Source organism: Paenibacillus sp. GYB003 (genome assembly GCF_036577625.1).
Lineage (GTDB): Bacteria > Bacillota > Bacilli > Paenibacillales > NBRC-103111 > Paenibacillus_AB.
Map to the genome: position 1 here is coordinate 161,633 of NZ_JARBDC010000008.1, position 17,153 is coordinate 178,785.

At 57.7% G+C, this 17,153-nt stretch carries 12 protein-coding genes; 11 read left to right on the plus strand and 1 reads right to left on the minus strand.

Annotated elements, in window-relative coordinates; genetic code table 11:
- The first annotated feature begins 2 nt into the window (after nt 1–2).
- The 10 genes from PV407_RS06070 (at nt 3) to PV407_RS06115 (ending at nt 14,501) form a co-directional block, all read left to right on the plus strand.
- Nucleotides 3–2,990: an extracellular solute-binding protein gene (locus tag PV407_RS06070; protein ID WP_332088996.1), complete on the plus strand. Its 2,988-nt coding sequence runs from the start codon at nt 3–5 to the stop codon at nt 2,988–2,990.
- Between the two features lie 7 nt (nt 2,991–2,997).
- The gene (locus PV407_RS06075) at nt 2,998–3,954 is read left to right on the plus strand and encodes a carbohydrate ABC transporter permease (RefSeq protein WP_332089015.1); all 957 of its coding nucleotides are present in this window, start codon (nt 2,998–3,000) and stop codon (nt 3,952–3,954) included.
- Complete coding sequence (locus PV407_RS06080; RefSeq protein WP_332089016.1) at nt 3,954–4,868, plus strand: carbohydrate ABC transporter permease; 915 nt, start codon at nt 3,954–3,956, stop codon at nt 4,866–4,868. Before PV407_RS06075 ends, PV407_RS06080 begins: the two co-directional genes overlap by 1 nt.
- A gap of 28 nt (nt 4,869–4,896) precedes the next feature.
- Nucleotides 4,897–7,035 carry a YIP1 family protein gene (locus tag PV407_RS06085; protein WP_332088997.1) on the plus strand — a complete coding sequence of 713 codons (2,139 nt, stop codon included), beginning with the start codon at nt 4,897–4,899 and terminating at the stop codon, nt 7,033–7,035.
- The gene (locus PV407_RS06090; RefSeq protein ID WP_332088998.1) at nt 7,032–9,302 is read left to right on the plus strand and encodes a DUF5696 domain-containing protein; all 2,271 of its coding nucleotides are present in this window, start codon (nt 7,032–7,034) and stop codon (nt 9,300–9,302) included. Before PV407_RS06085 ends, PV407_RS06090 begins: the two co-directional genes overlap by 4 nt.
- Nucleotides 9,299–10,174, plus strand: coding sequence for a carbohydrate ABC transporter permease (locus PV407_RS06095; protein ID WP_332088999.1), 876 nt, complete (start codon nt 9,299–9,301; stop codon nt 10,172–10,174). The genes PV407_RS06090 and PV407_RS06095 overlap by 4 nt, the downstream gene beginning before the upstream one ends.
- A gap of 182 nt (nt 10,175–10,356) precedes the next feature.
- A complete protein-coding gene (locus PV407_RS06100; RefSeq protein WP_442951629.1) occupies nt 10,357–11,325 on the plus strand; it encodes a carbohydrate ABC transporter permease in 969 nt (322 codons plus the stop codon).
- A gap of 100 nt (nt 11,326–11,425) precedes the next feature.
- The gene (locus tag PV407_RS06105) at nt 11,426–12,136 is read left to right on the plus strand and encodes a response regulator transcription factor (protein ID WP_332089000.1); all 711 of its coding nucleotides are present in this window, start codon (nt 11,426–11,428) and stop codon (nt 12,134–12,136) included.
- Nucleotides 12,133–13,512, plus strand: coding sequence for a sensor histidine kinase (locus tag PV407_RS06110; RefSeq protein ID WP_332089002.1), 1,380 nt, complete (start codon nt 12,133–12,135; stop codon nt 13,510–13,512). Before PV407_RS06105 ends, PV407_RS06110 begins: the two co-directional genes overlap by 4 nt.
- 230 nt (nt 13,513–13,742) lie before the next feature.
- The gene (locus PV407_RS06115; protein WP_332089003.1) at nt 13,743–14,501 is read left to right on the plus strand and encodes a Cof-type HAD-IIB family hydrolase; all 759 of its coding nucleotides are present in this window, start codon (nt 13,743–13,745) and stop codon (nt 14,499–14,501) included.
- 116 nt (nt 14,502–14,617) lie between these two features.
- Here the strand turns inward: PV407_RS06115 and PV407_RS06120 are convergent, their stop codons facing one another.
- Nucleotides 14,618–15,457 carry a DUF92 domain-containing protein gene (locus PV407_RS06120; RefSeq protein ID WP_332089004.1) on the minus strand — a complete coding sequence of 280 codons (840 nt, stop codon included), beginning with the start codon at nt 15,455–15,457 and terminating at the stop codon, nt 14,618–14,620.
- Between the two features lie 487 nt (nt 15,458–15,944).
- Here PV407_RS06120 and PV407_RS06125 point away from each other — a divergent pair, with 487 nt between their 5' ends.
- Nucleotides 15,945–17,114 (plus strand): HD domain-containing phosphohydrolase, encoded by a 1,170-nt coding sequence (locus PV407_RS06125; RefSeq protein WP_332089018.1) that lies wholly within the window; start codon nt 15,945–15,947, stop codon nt 17,112–17,114.
- Nucleotides 17,115–17,153: the final 39 nt, after the last annotated feature.

Genomic DNA, 17,153 nt, shown 5'->3' on the forward strand with positions numbered 1-17,153 from the left:
CATTGCAACGTCGCCGAAACAACCATAAACGCGCCGCCGTCGCGATCGTGCTGGCCGCCTCCATGATAGCCGGCCCGAGCATCGTTCAAAGCGACCTAGGGAAAGCGGTATATGCCGCCGACAACGCGGCTCCGGCCAAACCCGCCGGATCGACCATCGCCGCAGGCGGCTTGATCAACAACTTCGAACCGTTCTATGCCCAAACGCTCGCGGACTGGACGCAGAAAGGGTACGCGAACGGCAGCGGCACCATTGCGATAGCCGGGGCCGACATTTCCGCCCAAGCTCCCGCGCAGCTCGCCCAAACGGGCTCGTTCCAGGGCCGGGACAAAGTGCTGCTCTGGAAAAGCGACCGCGACAACTGGGTCGAGTACAAGGTCAAGGTCGACAAACCGGGACTGTATCAAATGAATTTGCAGTACTATCCGTACAATCCGAATTCGAACGGCTTGAACCGGAGACCGGTTTCGCTCTCCGTCTCGATCGACGGCCAGTTCCCGTTCCGGGAAGCGCGCGCGATCACGTTCCGGAAGCTGTTCAAGGACGATCTTCCCGTCAAGCAGGACGAAAACGGCGACGACGTCCGTCCGCGATCGCTCTCGATCGACCGCTGGCTGAACGAGCCGTTCCGCGACAACGGAGGCGCGTACAGCGAGCCGCTGAAATGGTACTTGCCGCAAGGCGAGCATACGATCCGGCTCTCCGGCAGCGAACCGATCGCCATCAGCGGCCTGACGCTGACCGCGCCCGAAACGATCGTCGATTACAAGACGTACGCCTCGAAGCTGCCGGAAGGTCAAGGCAACGCCAAGGAAATCGTCCAATTCCAGGCGGAGAACATGACGCTGAAAAACGACGCCGCCATCCAGATGGTCGTCGACAAGGACGCGCTCTCGACCCCGGCCGCCGGCAAGCACGAAACGTTCAACACGGTCGGCGGTTCGCGCTGGCAAACCGGCGGGCAAACCGTGACCTGGTCGTTCAACGTGCCGGAAAGCGGACGCTACAAAATTTCGATGCGCGCCAAGCAGAACACGATCTCCAACATGGCGACGTTCCGCACGATCGCCATCGACGGCAAAGTGCCGTTCAAGGAGCTGCTCAATTACAAATTCCCTTACGACATCAAATGGGTCGGCGTAACGTTGTCCGACGAAGCGGGCAAGCCGTACGAGTTTTACTTGGAAAAAGGCGAGCACACGTTGTCGATGACCGCGACGATCGAGCCGTTCCAGCCGGTCATCATCGAGTCCGAGCTGGCGACCTCGCAGCTGCGCGAGCTGACCGCGGAGCTGAAGGCGCTCACGGGCAACGTCGTCGACAAAAACCGGACGTGGAAAATCGACGAAGATTTTCCGGAGCTGCCGAAACGGCTCGAGACGATCCGCCAGCAAATGCAGCTGATGGCCGACGATATGATGAAGGCGAACGGCCGCCGCGAAAACAACGTGCAAATTTTGCTGAACGCCATCCGGGACATCGACAACTATCTGAAATATCCGAACGAAATCCCGTATTATATGGACGACATTTCCGCGCTGCAGGAAAAAGTCGGCGCCATCCGCGAAACGCTGATCAAATCGCCGCTGCAGCTCGATCAAATTTATGTCGTTCCGGCCGCCGCGAGCACGCCGAGGCTGGAAGCGAACTTTTTCGAAAAAACGAGCGCGTCGGTCATGAACTTCTTCCGCTCCTTCATCAAGAAGGAAGATTTGACGAACTTGTCCGACACCGCCCTGAACGTATGGGTGAACCGTCCTCGCGACTACGTCAACCTGCTGCAGGATTTGAGCAACGAAATGTTTACGCCGCAGACGGGCATTAAAGTCAAGGTGAACCTGCTTCCCGACGAAAACCTGCTCATCTACGCCAACGCGGCCGGCATCTCGCCGGATGTCGCGCTCGGCCAGCCGCAGGACAAATCGATCGACTTCGCGATGCGGGGCGCGCTCGAAGATTTGAGCAAATTCCCGGACTTCCAGCAGGTCGCCAGCCAGTTCGCGCCGGGCGCGCTGCTGCCGTTCTATTACGACAAAGGCTACTACGCCCTTCCCGAAACGCAGTCGTTCAAAGTGCTCTTTTATCGCAAAGACATTTTGGAGCGGCTGAACTTGAAAGTTCCCGACACGTGGGACGACGTCTACAACATGCTGCCGACCTTGCAGCAGAGCGGCTACAACTTCTACGTGCCTACGGGCGATTTCATTACGTTCGTCTATCAGAACGGAGCCGAATTTTTCAACAAAGACGGCCTCAGCACGGCGCTCAATACGCCGGAATCGTTCAAAGGCTTCAAGCAATGGACCGACCTGTTCAACATTTACGATCTCGAACGTAGCGTGCCGAGCTTCTACCAGCATTTCCGGAAAGGCTCCATGCCGATCGGCATCGCCGACTTCAACTCGTATATCCAGTTTGCCGTTGCGGCGCCCGAGCTGACGGGCTGGTGGGGAATCGCCCCGCTGCCGGGCTTCAAGCAGTCGGACGGCACCGTCGCCCGCTGGTCTTCCGGCGGTCAAACGACAGGCTTCATTTACAAAAGCTCGAAGAAAAAAGAGGAAGCGTGGACGTTCCTCAAATGGCTGCTTTCCGCCGAGGTGCAGGAACGGTACGGCTCCGACCTGGAATCGTTCTACGGCGTCATGTTCCGCTGGAATACGGCCAATATCGAAGCGTTCTCCCGCCTGCCGTGGCCGAAGGAAGATCTCAAGGTCATCTTCGAGCAGTGGCGCTGGTACAAAGAAATGCCGAACCCGCCGGGCGCGTATTTCGTTCCGCGGGAACTGAACAACGCCTGGAACCGAACCGTCGTCGACGGCATGAACTATCGCGAATCGCTGGAGGAAGGCCTCGTCAACATCGATCGCGAAATGGTGCGGAAGGCGCAGGAATTCGGATTTATCGCGCCGGACGGAACGATACTGCATACGCTCGATTTGCCGCAAGTCACCAAACCGTGGGAAGGGGTTGACCGATTTGTCCCAAAATGAAGCCGGAATGACGGTACCCCTCAGTAAAAACCGGAACGCCGGATTCGGTACACGTCTGAATGCGTATTTGAAACTGATTTGGTCGTACCGCCTCTCGTATTTGTTTATCGCGCCGTTCGTCCTTTGCTTCCTGGCGTTCATCTTTATACCGGTCGTGCTGGCGATCCTGCTCAGCTTTACGTATTTCAACGCGCTGCAGCCGCCCCGCTTCGTAGGCTGGCAAAACTACTTGTACTTGCTGTCGCAGGATTTGGTTTTCCTGAAAAACGCGCTGCCGAACACGATCAAATTCGTGCTCGCGGTCGGACCGGGAGGCTATATCGCCTCCTTCATCCTGGCCTGGCTCATCTCCCAGCTGCCGAACTATTCGCGCACGGTGTACGCGCTCATCATTTACAGCCCGTCGCTCGTCGCCGGGGCGGCGATGACCGCCGTCTGGGTTCCGCTCTTGATGGGCGACCGGATCGGTTACATCAACAGCGTGCTGCTCAGTCTCGGCTTGATCGACAAGCCGGTGCTGTGGGTAACGGACGCCAAATATTTGATGGGCTCGATGGTCGCGGTCACTTTATGGTCCAGTATGGGCGTCGGCTTCCTCGCCCAGCTCGCCGGCGTGCTGAACGTCAACAAGGAGCTGTACGAAGCCGGCCGCATCGACGGCGTAAAAAGCCGCCTGCAGGAAATATGGTACATTACGATTCCGTCGATGAAGCCGCAAATGCTGTTCAGCGCCGTTATGGCCATCGTCGGCTCGTTTAAAGCGGGCGAAATCGGGCAGCAGCTTTCCGGCCAGTTCCCGACGCCGCAATATTCCGGCCACGTGCTCATGAGCCATATTCAGGACTACGGGGAAATTCGCTTCGAGATGGGCTACGCCTCGGCGATATCCGTATTTTTGCTCGTCATGATGTATCTCGCCAACAAGCTTGGACATAAGTTATTCGGATCCCGAGGTGATGAATGATGGCTAGCCTCGCTAGTAACCCGGTCACGCGCTTTTTCGCGGCCATACGGACCAAGAGAAGAAACCGGCTCGACAGGGCGGATTCGTTCCAGAAAGTGCTGTACGTCTTCCTGACGCTGTTGTCGCTGTTCATGCTTATACCGCTTGTGTTCATTTTCGCCCAGTCGCTCAAGCCGTACCAGGAGCTGTTCATCGTTCCGCCGCGGCCGTACGTCGAAAACCCGACGTTCAACAACTTCCGGGAGCTGTTCGTTCTGTCCAGCTCGTCGGTCGTGCCGGTTACGCGTTACTTGTTCAACAGCATCGTGACGACCGTCCTGACCGTTATCGGCGTCGTCATCGTCAGCGCCTTGTGCGCCTACCCGCTGTCGAAGCACAAGTTTCCGGGCCATAAAATATTGTTCGCGACGATTCTGCTCACGCTGATGTTCGCGCCGGAAACGGTCGGTATTCCGCGCTACTTGGTCGCATCGAATCTCGGCATCATGAACAATTATTTGGGCCACCTGCTGCCGCACTTGGCGGCTCCGGTCAGCGTCTTCCTGATGAAGCAGTTCGTCGACCAGGTGCCGAACGAGCTGCTGGAGGCGGCGAAAATCGACGGCGCCCGGGAATTCACCGTCTTTTACCGGATCGTCATCCCGACCGTCATGCCGGCCGTGGCGACCGTCGCCATTTTGACGTTCCAGGCGGCATGGGGCAATACGGAAACGTCCCGCCTGTTCATGCAGGACGAATCGATGAAGACGTTCCCGTTCTTCCTGAGCACGATTACGACCGGCGCCGTCAACAACGTCGCAAGGCAAGGCGCGGCCGCCGCCGCCGCTCTCATCCTGTTCTTGCCGAACTTGCTGTTCTTCTTGTTCTACCAACGCAAAGTTATCGCCACCATGGCGCATTCCGGCATCAAATAAAGGACACGAAACCATCGGAGGTCTGACCATGAAATCAAGAATCAGTCGGCGGATCCTGACGCTACTCGTCCTGATGCTGGCCGCCACGGCGCTCGCGCCGATGGCCGCTTTCGCGGAAGTGCCTTACTGGACGAACTCGAAAGAGAAGCAGGGACGCCTTATATGGACGCAGCCGGCCTATACGCCCGAAGGGATCTTCGGCAAAGATTTGTCGATCCCGAACAAGGACAAACCGGGCGAAACGGTAGCGTCGCCGCTGCAAAACCCGAAAGATTTGTTCATCGACAAGCAGGACCATATTTACGTCGCCGACACCGGCAACAACCGGATCGTCGAATTCGGCCCGAGCGGCGAATTTTTACGGTTCATCGCGCTGGATAAAGATACGGGCGGCGCGTTCAACAAGCCGGAAGGCGTATTCGTCACGGACAACTTGGACATTTATGTCGCCGACACCGGCAACAAGCGGGTCGTCCGTCTCGACAAGGACGGCAAGTTCATCCGAGATTACAAGAAGCCGGATTCCCCGTATATTCCGGAATCGTTCAAGTACGACCCGACGAGACTCGTCGTCGACAAGCGCGGATTTTTGTACATCGCCGTGCTCGGCGGCTACCAAGGTCTTCTCCAGCTCGATCCGGACGGCAATTTCCAAAGCTTCTACGGAGCGAACAAAACGATTTTCTCGCCGCTCGACGCGATGAAGCGGCTGCTGTACACGAAGCAAATGTACGCGAACGAAATCAGCAAGCTGCCGGGCGCGATCAGCAGCGTCGCCGTCGACCACGACGGGTTCATGTACACGACGACGGCCGGCCAAGGGATCAAAACCGAGCAGATCAAAAAGCTCAGCATCAAAGGGCTCAACCTGCTCGAAAACAAAGCGTTCGGCGAAGTACGGCGCTTCGACATCAAGTTCGCGACCGGCGGCCAGGTGACGCCGCAGCTGATCGACATCGCCATCGACTCGAACGGCAACATGACGGCGATCGACTCTTCTTACAAGTATATTAACCAGTACGACGCGAACGGCAACCTGCTGTTTTTCTGGGCCGGCCCGTCTTCGGCGAACACGACCCAGCTCGGTCTCATGAAAAACCCGGTCGCCGTCGACGCCAACTCCCGCAACGACCTGTTCCTGCTCGACGGACAGGAAGGCGTCATCCAGCTGTTCCGCTTGTCCGAATTCGGCATCAAAGTAAACGAAGCGAACAAGCTGACGCTGCAAGGACGGTACGAGGAAAGCGAATCGCATTGGCGCGAAGTGCTCCGCCTGAACGCCAACTTCGCACCGGCCATTCTCGGCCTCGCGAAAGCGGCCTACAAGCAGGGCAACTATCAGGAAGCGCTCGAGCTGTTCAAGCGCGGCGACGATCATAAAGGCTACTCCGACGCGTTCTGGCAAATCCGGCTGCAGTGGTTCCAAAGCCACTTCTCGCTGTTCGCCTCCACCATCGTCATCGTCGTCATCCTGCTCGCCGTCTTCGAACGGGCGACCCGCTCGGCCAAATGGCGCAAAGCGTGGCGCACCCGCAAGCGGTCGACGAACCGGTTTATCGTGCAGTTCAAGCATATGTTCTACATGCTGAAGCATCCGATCGACGGGTTTACCGCCCTGCGCTTCGAAAATAAAGGCGGCTACGCCGGAGCGTTCATCCTGCTCGCGCTCGCCTATGCGACGCTAATCATTTTGAAGCTGTACACGAGCTTTTCGTTCAACATGGTCGACGTTCGCCGAGTGAACATTATCGGCCTGCTGCTGCAATACGCGCTCATCTGGCTCGGCTGGGTCGTCTCCAACTACTTGGTCAGCTCGATTTACCGCGGCGAAGGCCGCTTCAAGGACGTATTCGTCGGCAGCGCCTATGCGCTCATTCCGCTCGTGCTGATCGGCATTCCGCTCGCGATCATCTCCAACGCGATGACGCTGTCCGAGCAGGCGATATTCGACTTCTTGCAAAACGTGCTTTACATCTGGACCGGCCTGATGGTGTTCTGGAAAATCCAATCGCTGCAAAACTACTCGGTCGGCGAAACGATCATGAACATTTTCCTGACGATCGTCGCCTTCATGACGCTCGCCATTTTGGCCCTCGTCGTTCTCGGACTGAGCAGCGACTTGAAAGACTTCATCTATGAGGTGTACCAGGAGGTGAGGCTGCGGTGAAGCTGCTCAAACGAATACCGGTATCGGTTTGGATATGGACCGTGCTGATCATCGCCCTGCTTCTGTTCGTCGTTACGCGACTCGATATAAGCTCGCTTGACCGCGGAGCCGTCGCACAGGCCCAACAAGGCAACGTGGGCGCCGTCAAGGTGGAGAAGGGACTTGCGGAGCTGCCGCAGGAAGCCGACTTCAAGACGGTCGCCCAAAACGGGCAGCTCGAGCTGAAGCTCGACGCCAAGACCGGCCATTTCAACGTCGTCGACAAACGCAACGGCAACGTTTGGCGGTCGTATCCCGATCCGGAACAATGGCTGAACGAGAAGCAGGAAGGGACCTGGAGAAACCATCTCCGCTCCCCCGTCATGCTGCGCTATATCGACTTGACGGGCAAAGTGACGCAGCCGAAAGAAACGAACCTGCTCGATGAGCAGGGGAAAATTATCGACGTGGCCAATATCGACGGCGGCTTCAAGCTGACGTTCGACATGCCGTCCAAGCAATTCACGATTCCGATCGAAGTCAAGCTGGAAGGCGATTCGGTCGTAACGAAAATTATCGATTCCGGCATCAAGGAAGGCTCGCTCAGCCTCATCTGGATTCGGCTGTATCCGTTTTTCGGCGCCTCGCATTCGACGGGCCAGGAAGGGTACTTGTTCATACCGGACGGCTCGGGCGCGCTGATTCCGTACAGCCAGCACTCGACGAACGTCAACCGGATTTACCAGGAGCCCGTTTACGGCGCCGACGTCTCGTTCAAGGCGAACGACGAACCGCAGTCGCGCCATCCGATCATGATGCCGGTATTCGGCGCCAAATCGGCCGATAAAGGCTTCCTGTCGGTCATCGAAGACGGTGCGGAAATGTCCGACGTCGTCGCTTCGCCGTCCGGCGTATTCAGCGGCTACAACTGGATCACCGCCCAGCAAAACTACCGTTCGACCTACAAGCAAGTGACGAACGAGCAAAAAAACCGCTTCTTCATTACGTACAACAAAAAAGAACGGTTTACCGGCGACCGCGCCGTCCGCTACATTATGCTCGACAAGCCGAAAGCGAACTATGTCGGCATGGCGGAACGGTACCGTCAATATTTGATGGACAAATACAAGCTGCAGCCGATCAAGCCGAAAAACGAAACGAAGCTGCCGCTCACGGTCAATCTCGTCGGGGCGGAACGCCAAAACGGCCTCATTACCGACGCTTACTTGAAAGCGACGACGACGTCGGACGCGATGAAAATCGTTCAGCGGCTGTACGGTCTCGGCATCGACAACATGGTCGTCAACTATTTGGGATGGGCCGAAGGCGGCTACAGCGACCTCGGCGCCCCGCTTCCGGTCGACAGCCGGCTCGGCGGCGAGAAAGGCATGAAGCAGTTTATCGAATTCGCCCATATGTACGACATTCCGGTTTATCTCGGCACGAACTACATGTTCAACAATACGAACGCCGGCGGCTTTAACCGGAGACAGCACGGCCTGCGCGATTTGGGCGGCACGGTGCTGTACAAGGACCAAACGATCGTCAGCCTCGGCTACTTGGACAAAGTGGTCGATCGCGAGATCCCTTACTTCAAAAAGCTCGGCGCGGACGGCGTCCTGTTCGGTACGGTCGGCTTCTCGTCGGAAGGGTTCGGCCGCTCCGTCAACAGCGACTATAATACGAACTTTCCGTTCAGCCGCGAGGAAAGCCGGAAAAAGCAGCAGGAAATCATGCAGAAGTTCAAGGACGCTTCGCTCGAGCTGCGCGGCTCCAAATCGGCCACGTTCGCCGTACCTTATCTCAATACGATCGACCAGCTGATCGACGACTACTCGTACGACTCGTTCTCCGAAACGTCGATCCCGTTCATCCAAATCGCGCTGCACGGACTCGTCAACTATACGTCGCAGCACGTGAACGAACGGCAGGAGTATCAGAAGCAATTTTTGCGCGACCTGGAGTACGGCTCCGCGCTCTCGTTCATCTTCATCGCCGAGAACGCCGAAGACTTCAAGAACGCCGACGAGCTTCACCTGTACAGTCCGGATTACCGCGGCTGGGAAACCGAAGCGCTTCAGCAGTACCAAAAAATGAACGAAGCGCTCGGCGACGTGCAAAACAAATTCATCGTGAATCACCGTACGCTGGCGCCCGAAGTGAAGGAAACGACGTATTCGAACGGCAAACGCATTATCGTCAACTACGGCAACACGACGTACTCGAGCGGCGGAATTACCGTTAAGCCGCAGGACTACTTGATCGTGAAAGGAGGAACGGCACGGTGACGACCAAAAAAAGCAGGCTGTCGGGTCAAACGATTCGCAAGCTGGAAGGATCGTTGTTTATCGCCCCGTGGGCTTTCGGATTTTTGGCGTTTATGTTGTTCCCGCTCGGCTATTCGCTCTACATGAGCTTTCACCAAGTGCGGATACTGGGTACGGGGATCGAGATAACGCCGGTCGGTTTGAAGCATTACAAGTACATTATGCTCGAGAACGCCGCGCTGCTTTACAACCAGCTGTTCCCGTTCCTCCGGCAAACAATCATCATGATCCCGATCATTCTTATCTTTTCCTTGCTCGTCGCGATCATGCTGAACCAAAAGTTTCGCGGACGCGCGCTGTTCCGCTCGATCTTCTTCCTGCCCGTCATCTTCACGACCGGGCAGGTCGTACGGGAATTCATGAACCAGGGCGAAGGCGATCTCGGCTTCATTCAGCGGTACAACATCACGTCGCTCGTCTCGCAAAACCTGTCGGCGACGTGGGCCAGCCCGATCGTAACCGTCATGGGCTCGTTCGTCCTGATTCTCTGGTACTCCGGGGTGCAAATCCTGATTTTCCTGGCCGGCCGGCAAACGATCGGCACGTCCGTTTACGAAGCCGCCCGGATCGACGGGGCGACGCCGTGGGAAGTGTTCTGGAAAATTACGCTGCCCGGCATGACGCCGTTTATATTGCTCAATCTCATTTACACGACGGTCGACCTGTTCACGTTCCCGACGAACCCGATTTTGACTCAGGTCAACAGCAGCAACTACGGTCAATCGAGCGCGCTCGCCTGGATTTACTTCGTTATCATTCTCGCCTTTCTCGGCATTGTGCTCTGGATTTTCCAGCGCGTGCAGAAGGCGTCCGGCCTCGGCGCCTCACGCTGACGGAAAGGCTCGCGACATCCCGGCTTTTGCCCTCGCAAAGGCCGGGAATATGAAATACAAGCCAGCTTTTGCTTCGCAAAAGCTCGGTTAACGCTTACGAAGCCAGCTTTTGCTTCGCAAAAGCTCGGTTAACGCTTACGAAGCCAGCTTTTGCTTCGCAAAAGCTCTTAGGAGGAAAGCCAGTGACCCGACTGATTACGGCTTTGAAAACGAGGCGTGCCGACAAGCTGGATTGGAGATTGGCGCTTACCCGTACCCGCTACGTGGTGCTGGGCAAGGAAGCGGACAAAGGGCTTCTGTTCCGCGCCTTCATCTACCTCATCCTGATCGACGTCGCCTACATTTACTTGAACCCGATCCTGTTCATGATCACGACGATGGTCAAAAACTCGGCGGACCTGCTCGACCCCGCCGTAAGCTGGGTGCCGCGAGCGATCTATACGGGCGTTTTGCAGGACGCGTGGACGAAGCTGAAATACCCGAGCTCGTTTACGATCAGCGCGATATTGTCGCTCTCGATAGCGGTGTTTCAAACCGTCTCGTGCGCAATCGCCGGTTATGCGTTTGCCAGGCTCGAATTTCCGTTCAAGCGGACGCTGTTCTTCTGCCTCATCCTGACGTTTATCGTGCCGACGCAAGTTATCATTTTGCCGAACTTGATCGCAGCCAGCCAGCTCGGCTTGATGAAAACGTATATCCCGATCGTCGTGCCGGCGCTGTTCGGCCATGGCTTGAAGGGCGCGCTGTTCGTCATCATTTACCGCCAGTTTTTCTCCACGCAGCCGAAGGAGCTGGAGGAAGCGGCGAAAATCGACGGCGCGAACGTCTTCCGCATCTTTTACAAAGTTATGCTGCCGCTCGCCAAGCCGGCCATCCTCGTCGTCTTCCTGTTCTCGTTCGTTTGGACGTGGAACGACTACTACTTGCCGAGCATGTATTTGAACGGCGTCAAAGAAGTGCCGCTGTCGATGGGCATCTCGCAAATTTCCGCGGTTCTTACGCAGCAGGCCGCCGAATTCGGTCCGTCGATCTTCGACGAGCCGCTGAAGATGGCGTCCTCGTTCCTGATCATTTTGCCCCCGCTGGTGCTCTACATGTTCACGCAGCGCTGGTTCGTCGAAGGCGTCGAGCGTACGGGCTTGGTCGAATAGTTTGAATCTGGAAGCGAGCGGCGGGAGGATTTTATCCTCCCGCCGTTGAATTTTTAATGAATATGGATTCAATGCGAAACTTGTTTTAGGAGGAAGTCCGGTGCATATCCTGATTGTCGAAGACGAGCCGAAAATCCGCGACGTACTCATCGCCTATTTCGAGAAAGAAGGCTGGAAAACGGATTACACTTCGAACGGGATCGAAGCCGTACAAAAATTCGATTATCACCAGCACGACCTGATCATTCTCGATTTGATGCTCGAAGGGCTGCCCGGCGAGGAAGTGTGCGCCCGCATCCGCGAGAAATCGAACGTTCCGATCATCATGGTCACGTCCAAATCGCGCGAAATCGATACGATCAACGGGCTGAACCTCGGCGCCGACGACTACATCGTCAAGCCGTTCCGCGCCAAGGAGCTGATCGCCCGCATCTATGCCCTGTTTCGCCGCATCGCGCCGGTCAAGCGGGACAACAACGAGGAGAAAATCATTCGCTTTTACGGCGGCAAGCTCGTCGTCGATACGGAGGCTCGCGAAGTGATGACCGACGGCCGCCTAGCGCCGCTGACCGCTACCGAGTTCAAGCTGCTGTCCGTCCTGATCCGCAAGCCGGGCAAAGTATACAGCCGAGCCGATCTTTCGTATACGGTTCAAGGATATCGCTTTCAAGGGGACGGCCGGGCCATCGACGCGCACGTGAAAAATTTGCGCAAAAAAATCGAGCCCGACCCGAGCAACCCGCTGTACATCGTCACCGTCGTCGGCACCGGCTACAAATTTTCGATGCAGCCCGACGAGCCCGAACGATGAGCAAGCTGATCGCCTATTTTCGCAAAATGAGCTCCATTCTGTTTATCAGTTTGCTGCTCTATTCCGTCGTGCTCGTTCTCCTCATCTCGCTCCTCAACAATACGAACTGGCAATATTTATTTTACCGGTTCAACGATACGCAGCTGGAAAAAAACGGCTATCTCGTCATGGACGATATGCGCAATCACGGCATCGTGCGCGGTCCGCTTACCGAAGATCAGCGGCATTGGCTGCAGCGGCGCGCGGCGCTGTACGGCATTTTGATCCGCTACGAGAGCAAAGACCGCAAAGAGGTTTGGTTCGACACCTTTTCCAAATCGGGCGCGGAATCGAAAAACGCCGTCGAAGTCGCTTATGCGGCGGGCGGCGAAGTTCAAGGCTATTTGAAAATGGAATATATATTGAGCAACAACGAGCTGGAGCCCGCGTATGCCGAATTTATGAAGACGATCCAGTTCCGCTCCAAGCTCATTTTGATCGGCGTCGTTACCGCTTCGGTGCTGTTCAGCCTGGCGATCGCCCGCGGCCTGTCGAAGCATCTGAATAACGTATACCGGATCGCGTCGCAGATCGGCAAAGGCAAGCGGGACGTCGAGCTGCCGATAAAAGGCCCCGAAGAGGTGCGGAGACTCGCTTCGACGCTGAACGAAATGGTCAAAGAGCTGAAAAAGCAGGAAGACTGGCGTCACAACCTGATGGAGGATTTGACCCACGAGCTGCGGACGCCGCTGACGACGCTGCTGACGCAGATCGAAGCGATTATCGACGGCGTGTACGAGGCCGACTCGCAGCGGCTGCAGGACATTTACGACGAGCTGATCCGTCTGTCGCGTCTCGTCAACGACCTCGAACGGCTGTCGGAAGCCGAAAGCGCCCGGTTTTCGCTGCATGCGCGCCGGACGAACATGGTCGAGCTGGCGAGAGCGGTCTATTCCAATTTTTTGCCGCTTGCGCGCAGCAAAGGGATCAAGCTGACGTTCGAGCCGGCGTACGTTCCGTGCTACGCCGAGGTCGACCGCGACAAAATCGTGCAGGTGCTGTCCAATATCGTTTCCAACGCGATCAAATATACGCCCGAGGGCGGCCAGGTCCATATTCGCGTCTCCTACAACGTCGAATGGACCGTCATTCGCTGCGAGGACAACGGCATCGGCGTCAGCGAGCAAGATTTGCCTTACATTTTCAACCGGCTGTATCGCGCGGACAAATCCCGGTCCCGCTTCAGCGGCGGCGTCGGCCTCGGCCTCAGCATCGCCAAGGCGCTTGTCGAAGCGCATAACGGCACGATCAAGGCGGAAAGCGAGCTCGGCGTCGGCTCGACGTTTACGGTGACGCTGCCGATTCAATTCAAGCCGTATATGGTCGACCAAGCTTGATACGAAACGACGAAAAGCCATGCTTGCCGAAGACATAAATGTCGGCAGTATGGCTTATTATAGTATTACCGCTTTTTCGACAGCATTCGCGTTATTTTTCGTCACATGGATATGACGAAATAAACGTCAAATCGGATATTTCATTGTTGAAATCACACAAATGTGTTACAATACATAACATAAATGTAACGAAAGCTAGCCGGGACATACATCAAGGGAGGGTGATACGGATGAAATGGAAAATGCTCGCGCTCGATTTGGACGGAACGCTTCTCGACCGGAACGGGACGGTATCGGAGGAAAACGCGGAGTGGGTTCGGAAAGCGCAGCGATCCGGCCTGCACGTCGTCCTCGTCAGCGGACGGCATCGTCTTCGCATGATGCCGATCGTCGAATCGCTCGGCTTGCGCCTGCCGATCATTTCGACGAACGGATGCGAAATATGGTCCGCGGAAGGCCGGTTGCTCGACCGTAAGGTGCTGTCCTGGAAAGACGTGGAGGCCGTTCATCTGCTCGCCTTCCGGCATAATGTCCGTTATCGCGCCTATTGCGCCGAAGGCGTGTTCGATTCGGATAAACGGAGTTATTTGGCGCAAATGGATTACAGCTGGCTCAAGGTGCTGCTGAAATCGGACAGCTGCGAAAGCTTGCTGGCGGCATACGAGCGACTGCTCGCCACGGACCGGCTGGAGCTGATCGTATACGGCGCCCCCGGGGAGCCGCATCAGATCGACGTCCAGCCGAAAGGGACGGGAAAGGCGGCCGCTCTCGACAAGCTGTGCCGAACGCTCGGCATTCGCCGGGATGACGTCGTCGCGATCGGCGACGACCGGAACGACGTCGACATGCTTCGGTTCGCCGGTCTCGGCGTCGCCATGGCCAACGCTCCCGACGACGTACGGGCCGCGGCGGACGCGATCGCGCCGCACGATCTCGAGTCCGGCGTCGGGCGGACGATCGCCAGTCTGATGCGGGACGCGACGGCTTGACGTTGTACGGGTGCAGAAAAAACGCGCGGAACCGAATGCGGTTTGCGCGTTTTTTTGTTGCATGGCGGCCGGCACTCTCCGTCAACCTATAGTAAGTCTAAAATCGTTTGCGGCCGTCAAGCAATTAGCAGCGCATAAGCCGCAGCCGCTGCGGCGATGCCGCCCGCCAGCGAGCCGGCGACGTTGACGGCGTCGTTGTTCCAGCCCGCGAAGCCGCGTACGCGCGCGGCCGGCTTGCCGCAATGCCGCCTCTGCTCGATGTCGCGTCCGCAGACGGCGCAGCGGAACGTCAGCTGCACCGTGGCGCCGAGCAGCGAATCGGCAAGCGAGCCGATCGTGCCGCATACGAGGCCGAGCGCGGCCCATCCCGCCAGCTTGGCCGCGACGGTCGTCGCGCCGGACGGATCGGGCTGCCCCGGGACGGCGATGTACAGCAGCGCGGCGACCAGGCCGATGAACAAGCCGCCGGCCATCGACGCGGCGAGGCCGAGCGCCGATACGCCTCCCGACGTTCCGGCGGGGACAAGCTTGCCCGTCACGATCGATCTCGGCCGCGACCGGCTTAGGCCGCCGATTTCCGTCGCCCATGTATCGGCGTTGACCGACGCCATGACGCCGAGATAGGCGTACCACCACAGCGGATCGGGCCGCCAGGCGTTAGCGGCGCACAGCAGCAGCGCCAGCCCGCCGTTCGCCGCCACCTGGCCGGCGTCGCGCCTCCCCGTTTTCTCGTAGCCGCTTTCCGCCGCTTCCTTCGCCTTCCGCTTCCATTTCGACAGCAGCGTCGACGACACGAAAAAGGCGATCAGCGTGCCGAACCATACCGCGCTGCCGAGGGCGTACATCGCCGTTCCGAGCGCTGCGGCGGCGGCGAAGCCGGAGCCGGACAGCGATTTCCGCGCATAAGCGGCGCCCGCGATCAGAACGCTCCCCGCAAGCCCTATGATCCATTCCACAAGCAGGCCCTCCCGCATATGACATCGTTTCGGTCTTCATCGTGAAAAGCCGGGGTTTTCGTCGCCGAGAAGCCTCTTCATAGCCCTCGTTGCGGCTTTTCGAATTCCCCTATTAGTTTTACACGGACGCCGCCGACAGTCAATCTAAGACCTACGCAGCGGCTTCTCGAACAGGCTGGCGCTGAACCGCGGCTTGTCCGCCCGGCCGACATAACGGAAGCCGACGCTCCGGTAATACGCATTCAACCGCTCGTTGTCGGCCATGCAATCGAGACGCAGCTTCGCCTTCCCCCGTTCCAGCGCATAGCGTCCGGCCCAATCGAGCAGCCGGGCGCCGCTGTCAAGCCGTTGACTCTTTTTGTCGAACGGCGGGACTTTTCGCCGTTTTGCAAATTTTATTTCGACAAGATGCAGGAAGAAAGTACCTCTTCAAGGAATACATTTGAATGGGAGCAACGTATAACGGGGAGTGAACGAATTGCACGAAATGTACGACTACGAAAAGCCGCGGCTGAAACACGATCTGGAGCCGGAAGAGCTGCTCGGCGTCATCCTCGACTACGCGGCGAAAATCGCCAACGAGCGCCACCTCGACAACGTGCTCATGCTGATGGCCGATATGGGCAAGCAGATCGTCGTGTCCGACCGCTGCACCGTATGGCTGCTCGACGAGCAGAAGGGCGAGCTGTGGTCGAAAGTCGCCCACGGCGTCAAGGAGCTGCGCATTCCGCTCGGCGCCGGGCTGGTCGGCCGCTCCGTCATGTCGGGCGAGCCAATCTTCATCGACGACGCTTACACGAACGTCGAATACCGCGACGCGCTGGCGAGCGGCGCGCTCCTTACCGACAGGCAGACCGGCTACCGCACGAAGGCGCTGATGGTCATCCCGTTCCGCAACAACGAAGGCGACGTGATCGGCTGCTACCAGGCGGTCAACAAGCTGACGGAGAGCGCCGTGTTTTCCGAGCGCGATCTGCGCAACTTGTCGCTGGCCGCCTCGTATTCGGGCAAGTCGATCGAATCGGCGATGCTGACGCAGGAAATCGAGGAAACGCAGCGGGAAATCATTTTCACGATGGGCGAAATCGGGGAAAGCCGCTCGAAGGAAACGGGCAACCACGTAAAGCGGGTCGCCGAATATTCGTACATCGTGGCGCTCGGCCTCGGCATTCCGCAGGCGGAGGCGGACATATTGAAAATGGCGTCCCCGATGCACGATATCGGCAAAGTCGCCATCCCCGATTCCGTGCTGAGAAAGCCGGGCAAGCTGACCGACGAAGAGTTCGACCTGATGAAGACGCATACGCTGATCGGCTACAATCTGCTCAAAAACTCGAAGCGGCGCATATTGAAGGCTGCCGCTGTCGTCGCCGAGCAGCATCACGAGAAATGGAACGGAACCGGCTATCCGCACGGCCGCCGCGGGACGGACATCCATATTTACGGGCGCATTACCGCCATCGCGGACGTATTCGACGCGCTCGCCAGCGACCGGGTGTACAAAAAGGCGTGGGAGCTCGACCGCATTTTGAACTTGTTCAAGGAAGAGCGCGGCGAGCATTTCGACCCGGACGTCGTCGACGTCTTTTTCGAGCGGCTGCCGGCGATATTGAAAGCGCGGGACGAATACGCGGATCATCTGCCGGAGCGGCCGTAACCGGTCCGCAGACGGACGAAAGCCGCTGCGCGGCGCAGC

What these genes read in the sequence shown, in the direction of transcription:
- PV407_RS06125 (WP_332089018.1), top strand. Translation starts at nt 15,945, where the DNA reads ATGTACGACTACGAAAAGCCGCGGCTGAAACACGATCTGGAGCCGGAA.
- PV407_RS06085 (WP_332088997.1), top strand. Translation starts at nt 4,897, where the DNA reads ATGAAATCAAGAATCAGTCGGCGGATCCTGACGCTACTCGTCCTGATG.
- PV407_RS06115 (WP_332089003.1), top strand. Translation starts at nt 13,743, where the DNA reads ATGAAATGGAAAATGCTCGCGCTCGATTTGGACGGAACGCTTCTCGAC.
- PV407_RS06080 (WP_332089016.1), top strand. Translation starts at nt 3,954, where the DNA reads ATGGCTAGCCTCGCTAGTAACCCGGTCACGCGCTTTTTCGCGGCCATA.
- PV407_RS06075 (WP_332089015.1), top strand. Translation starts at nt 2,998, where the DNA reads ATGACGGTACCCCTCAGTAAAAACCGGAACGCCGGATTCGGTACACGT.
- PV407_RS06110 (WP_332089002.1), top strand. Translation starts at nt 12,133, where the DNA reads ATGAGCAAGCTGATCGCCTATTTTCGCAAAATGAGCTCCATTCTGTTT.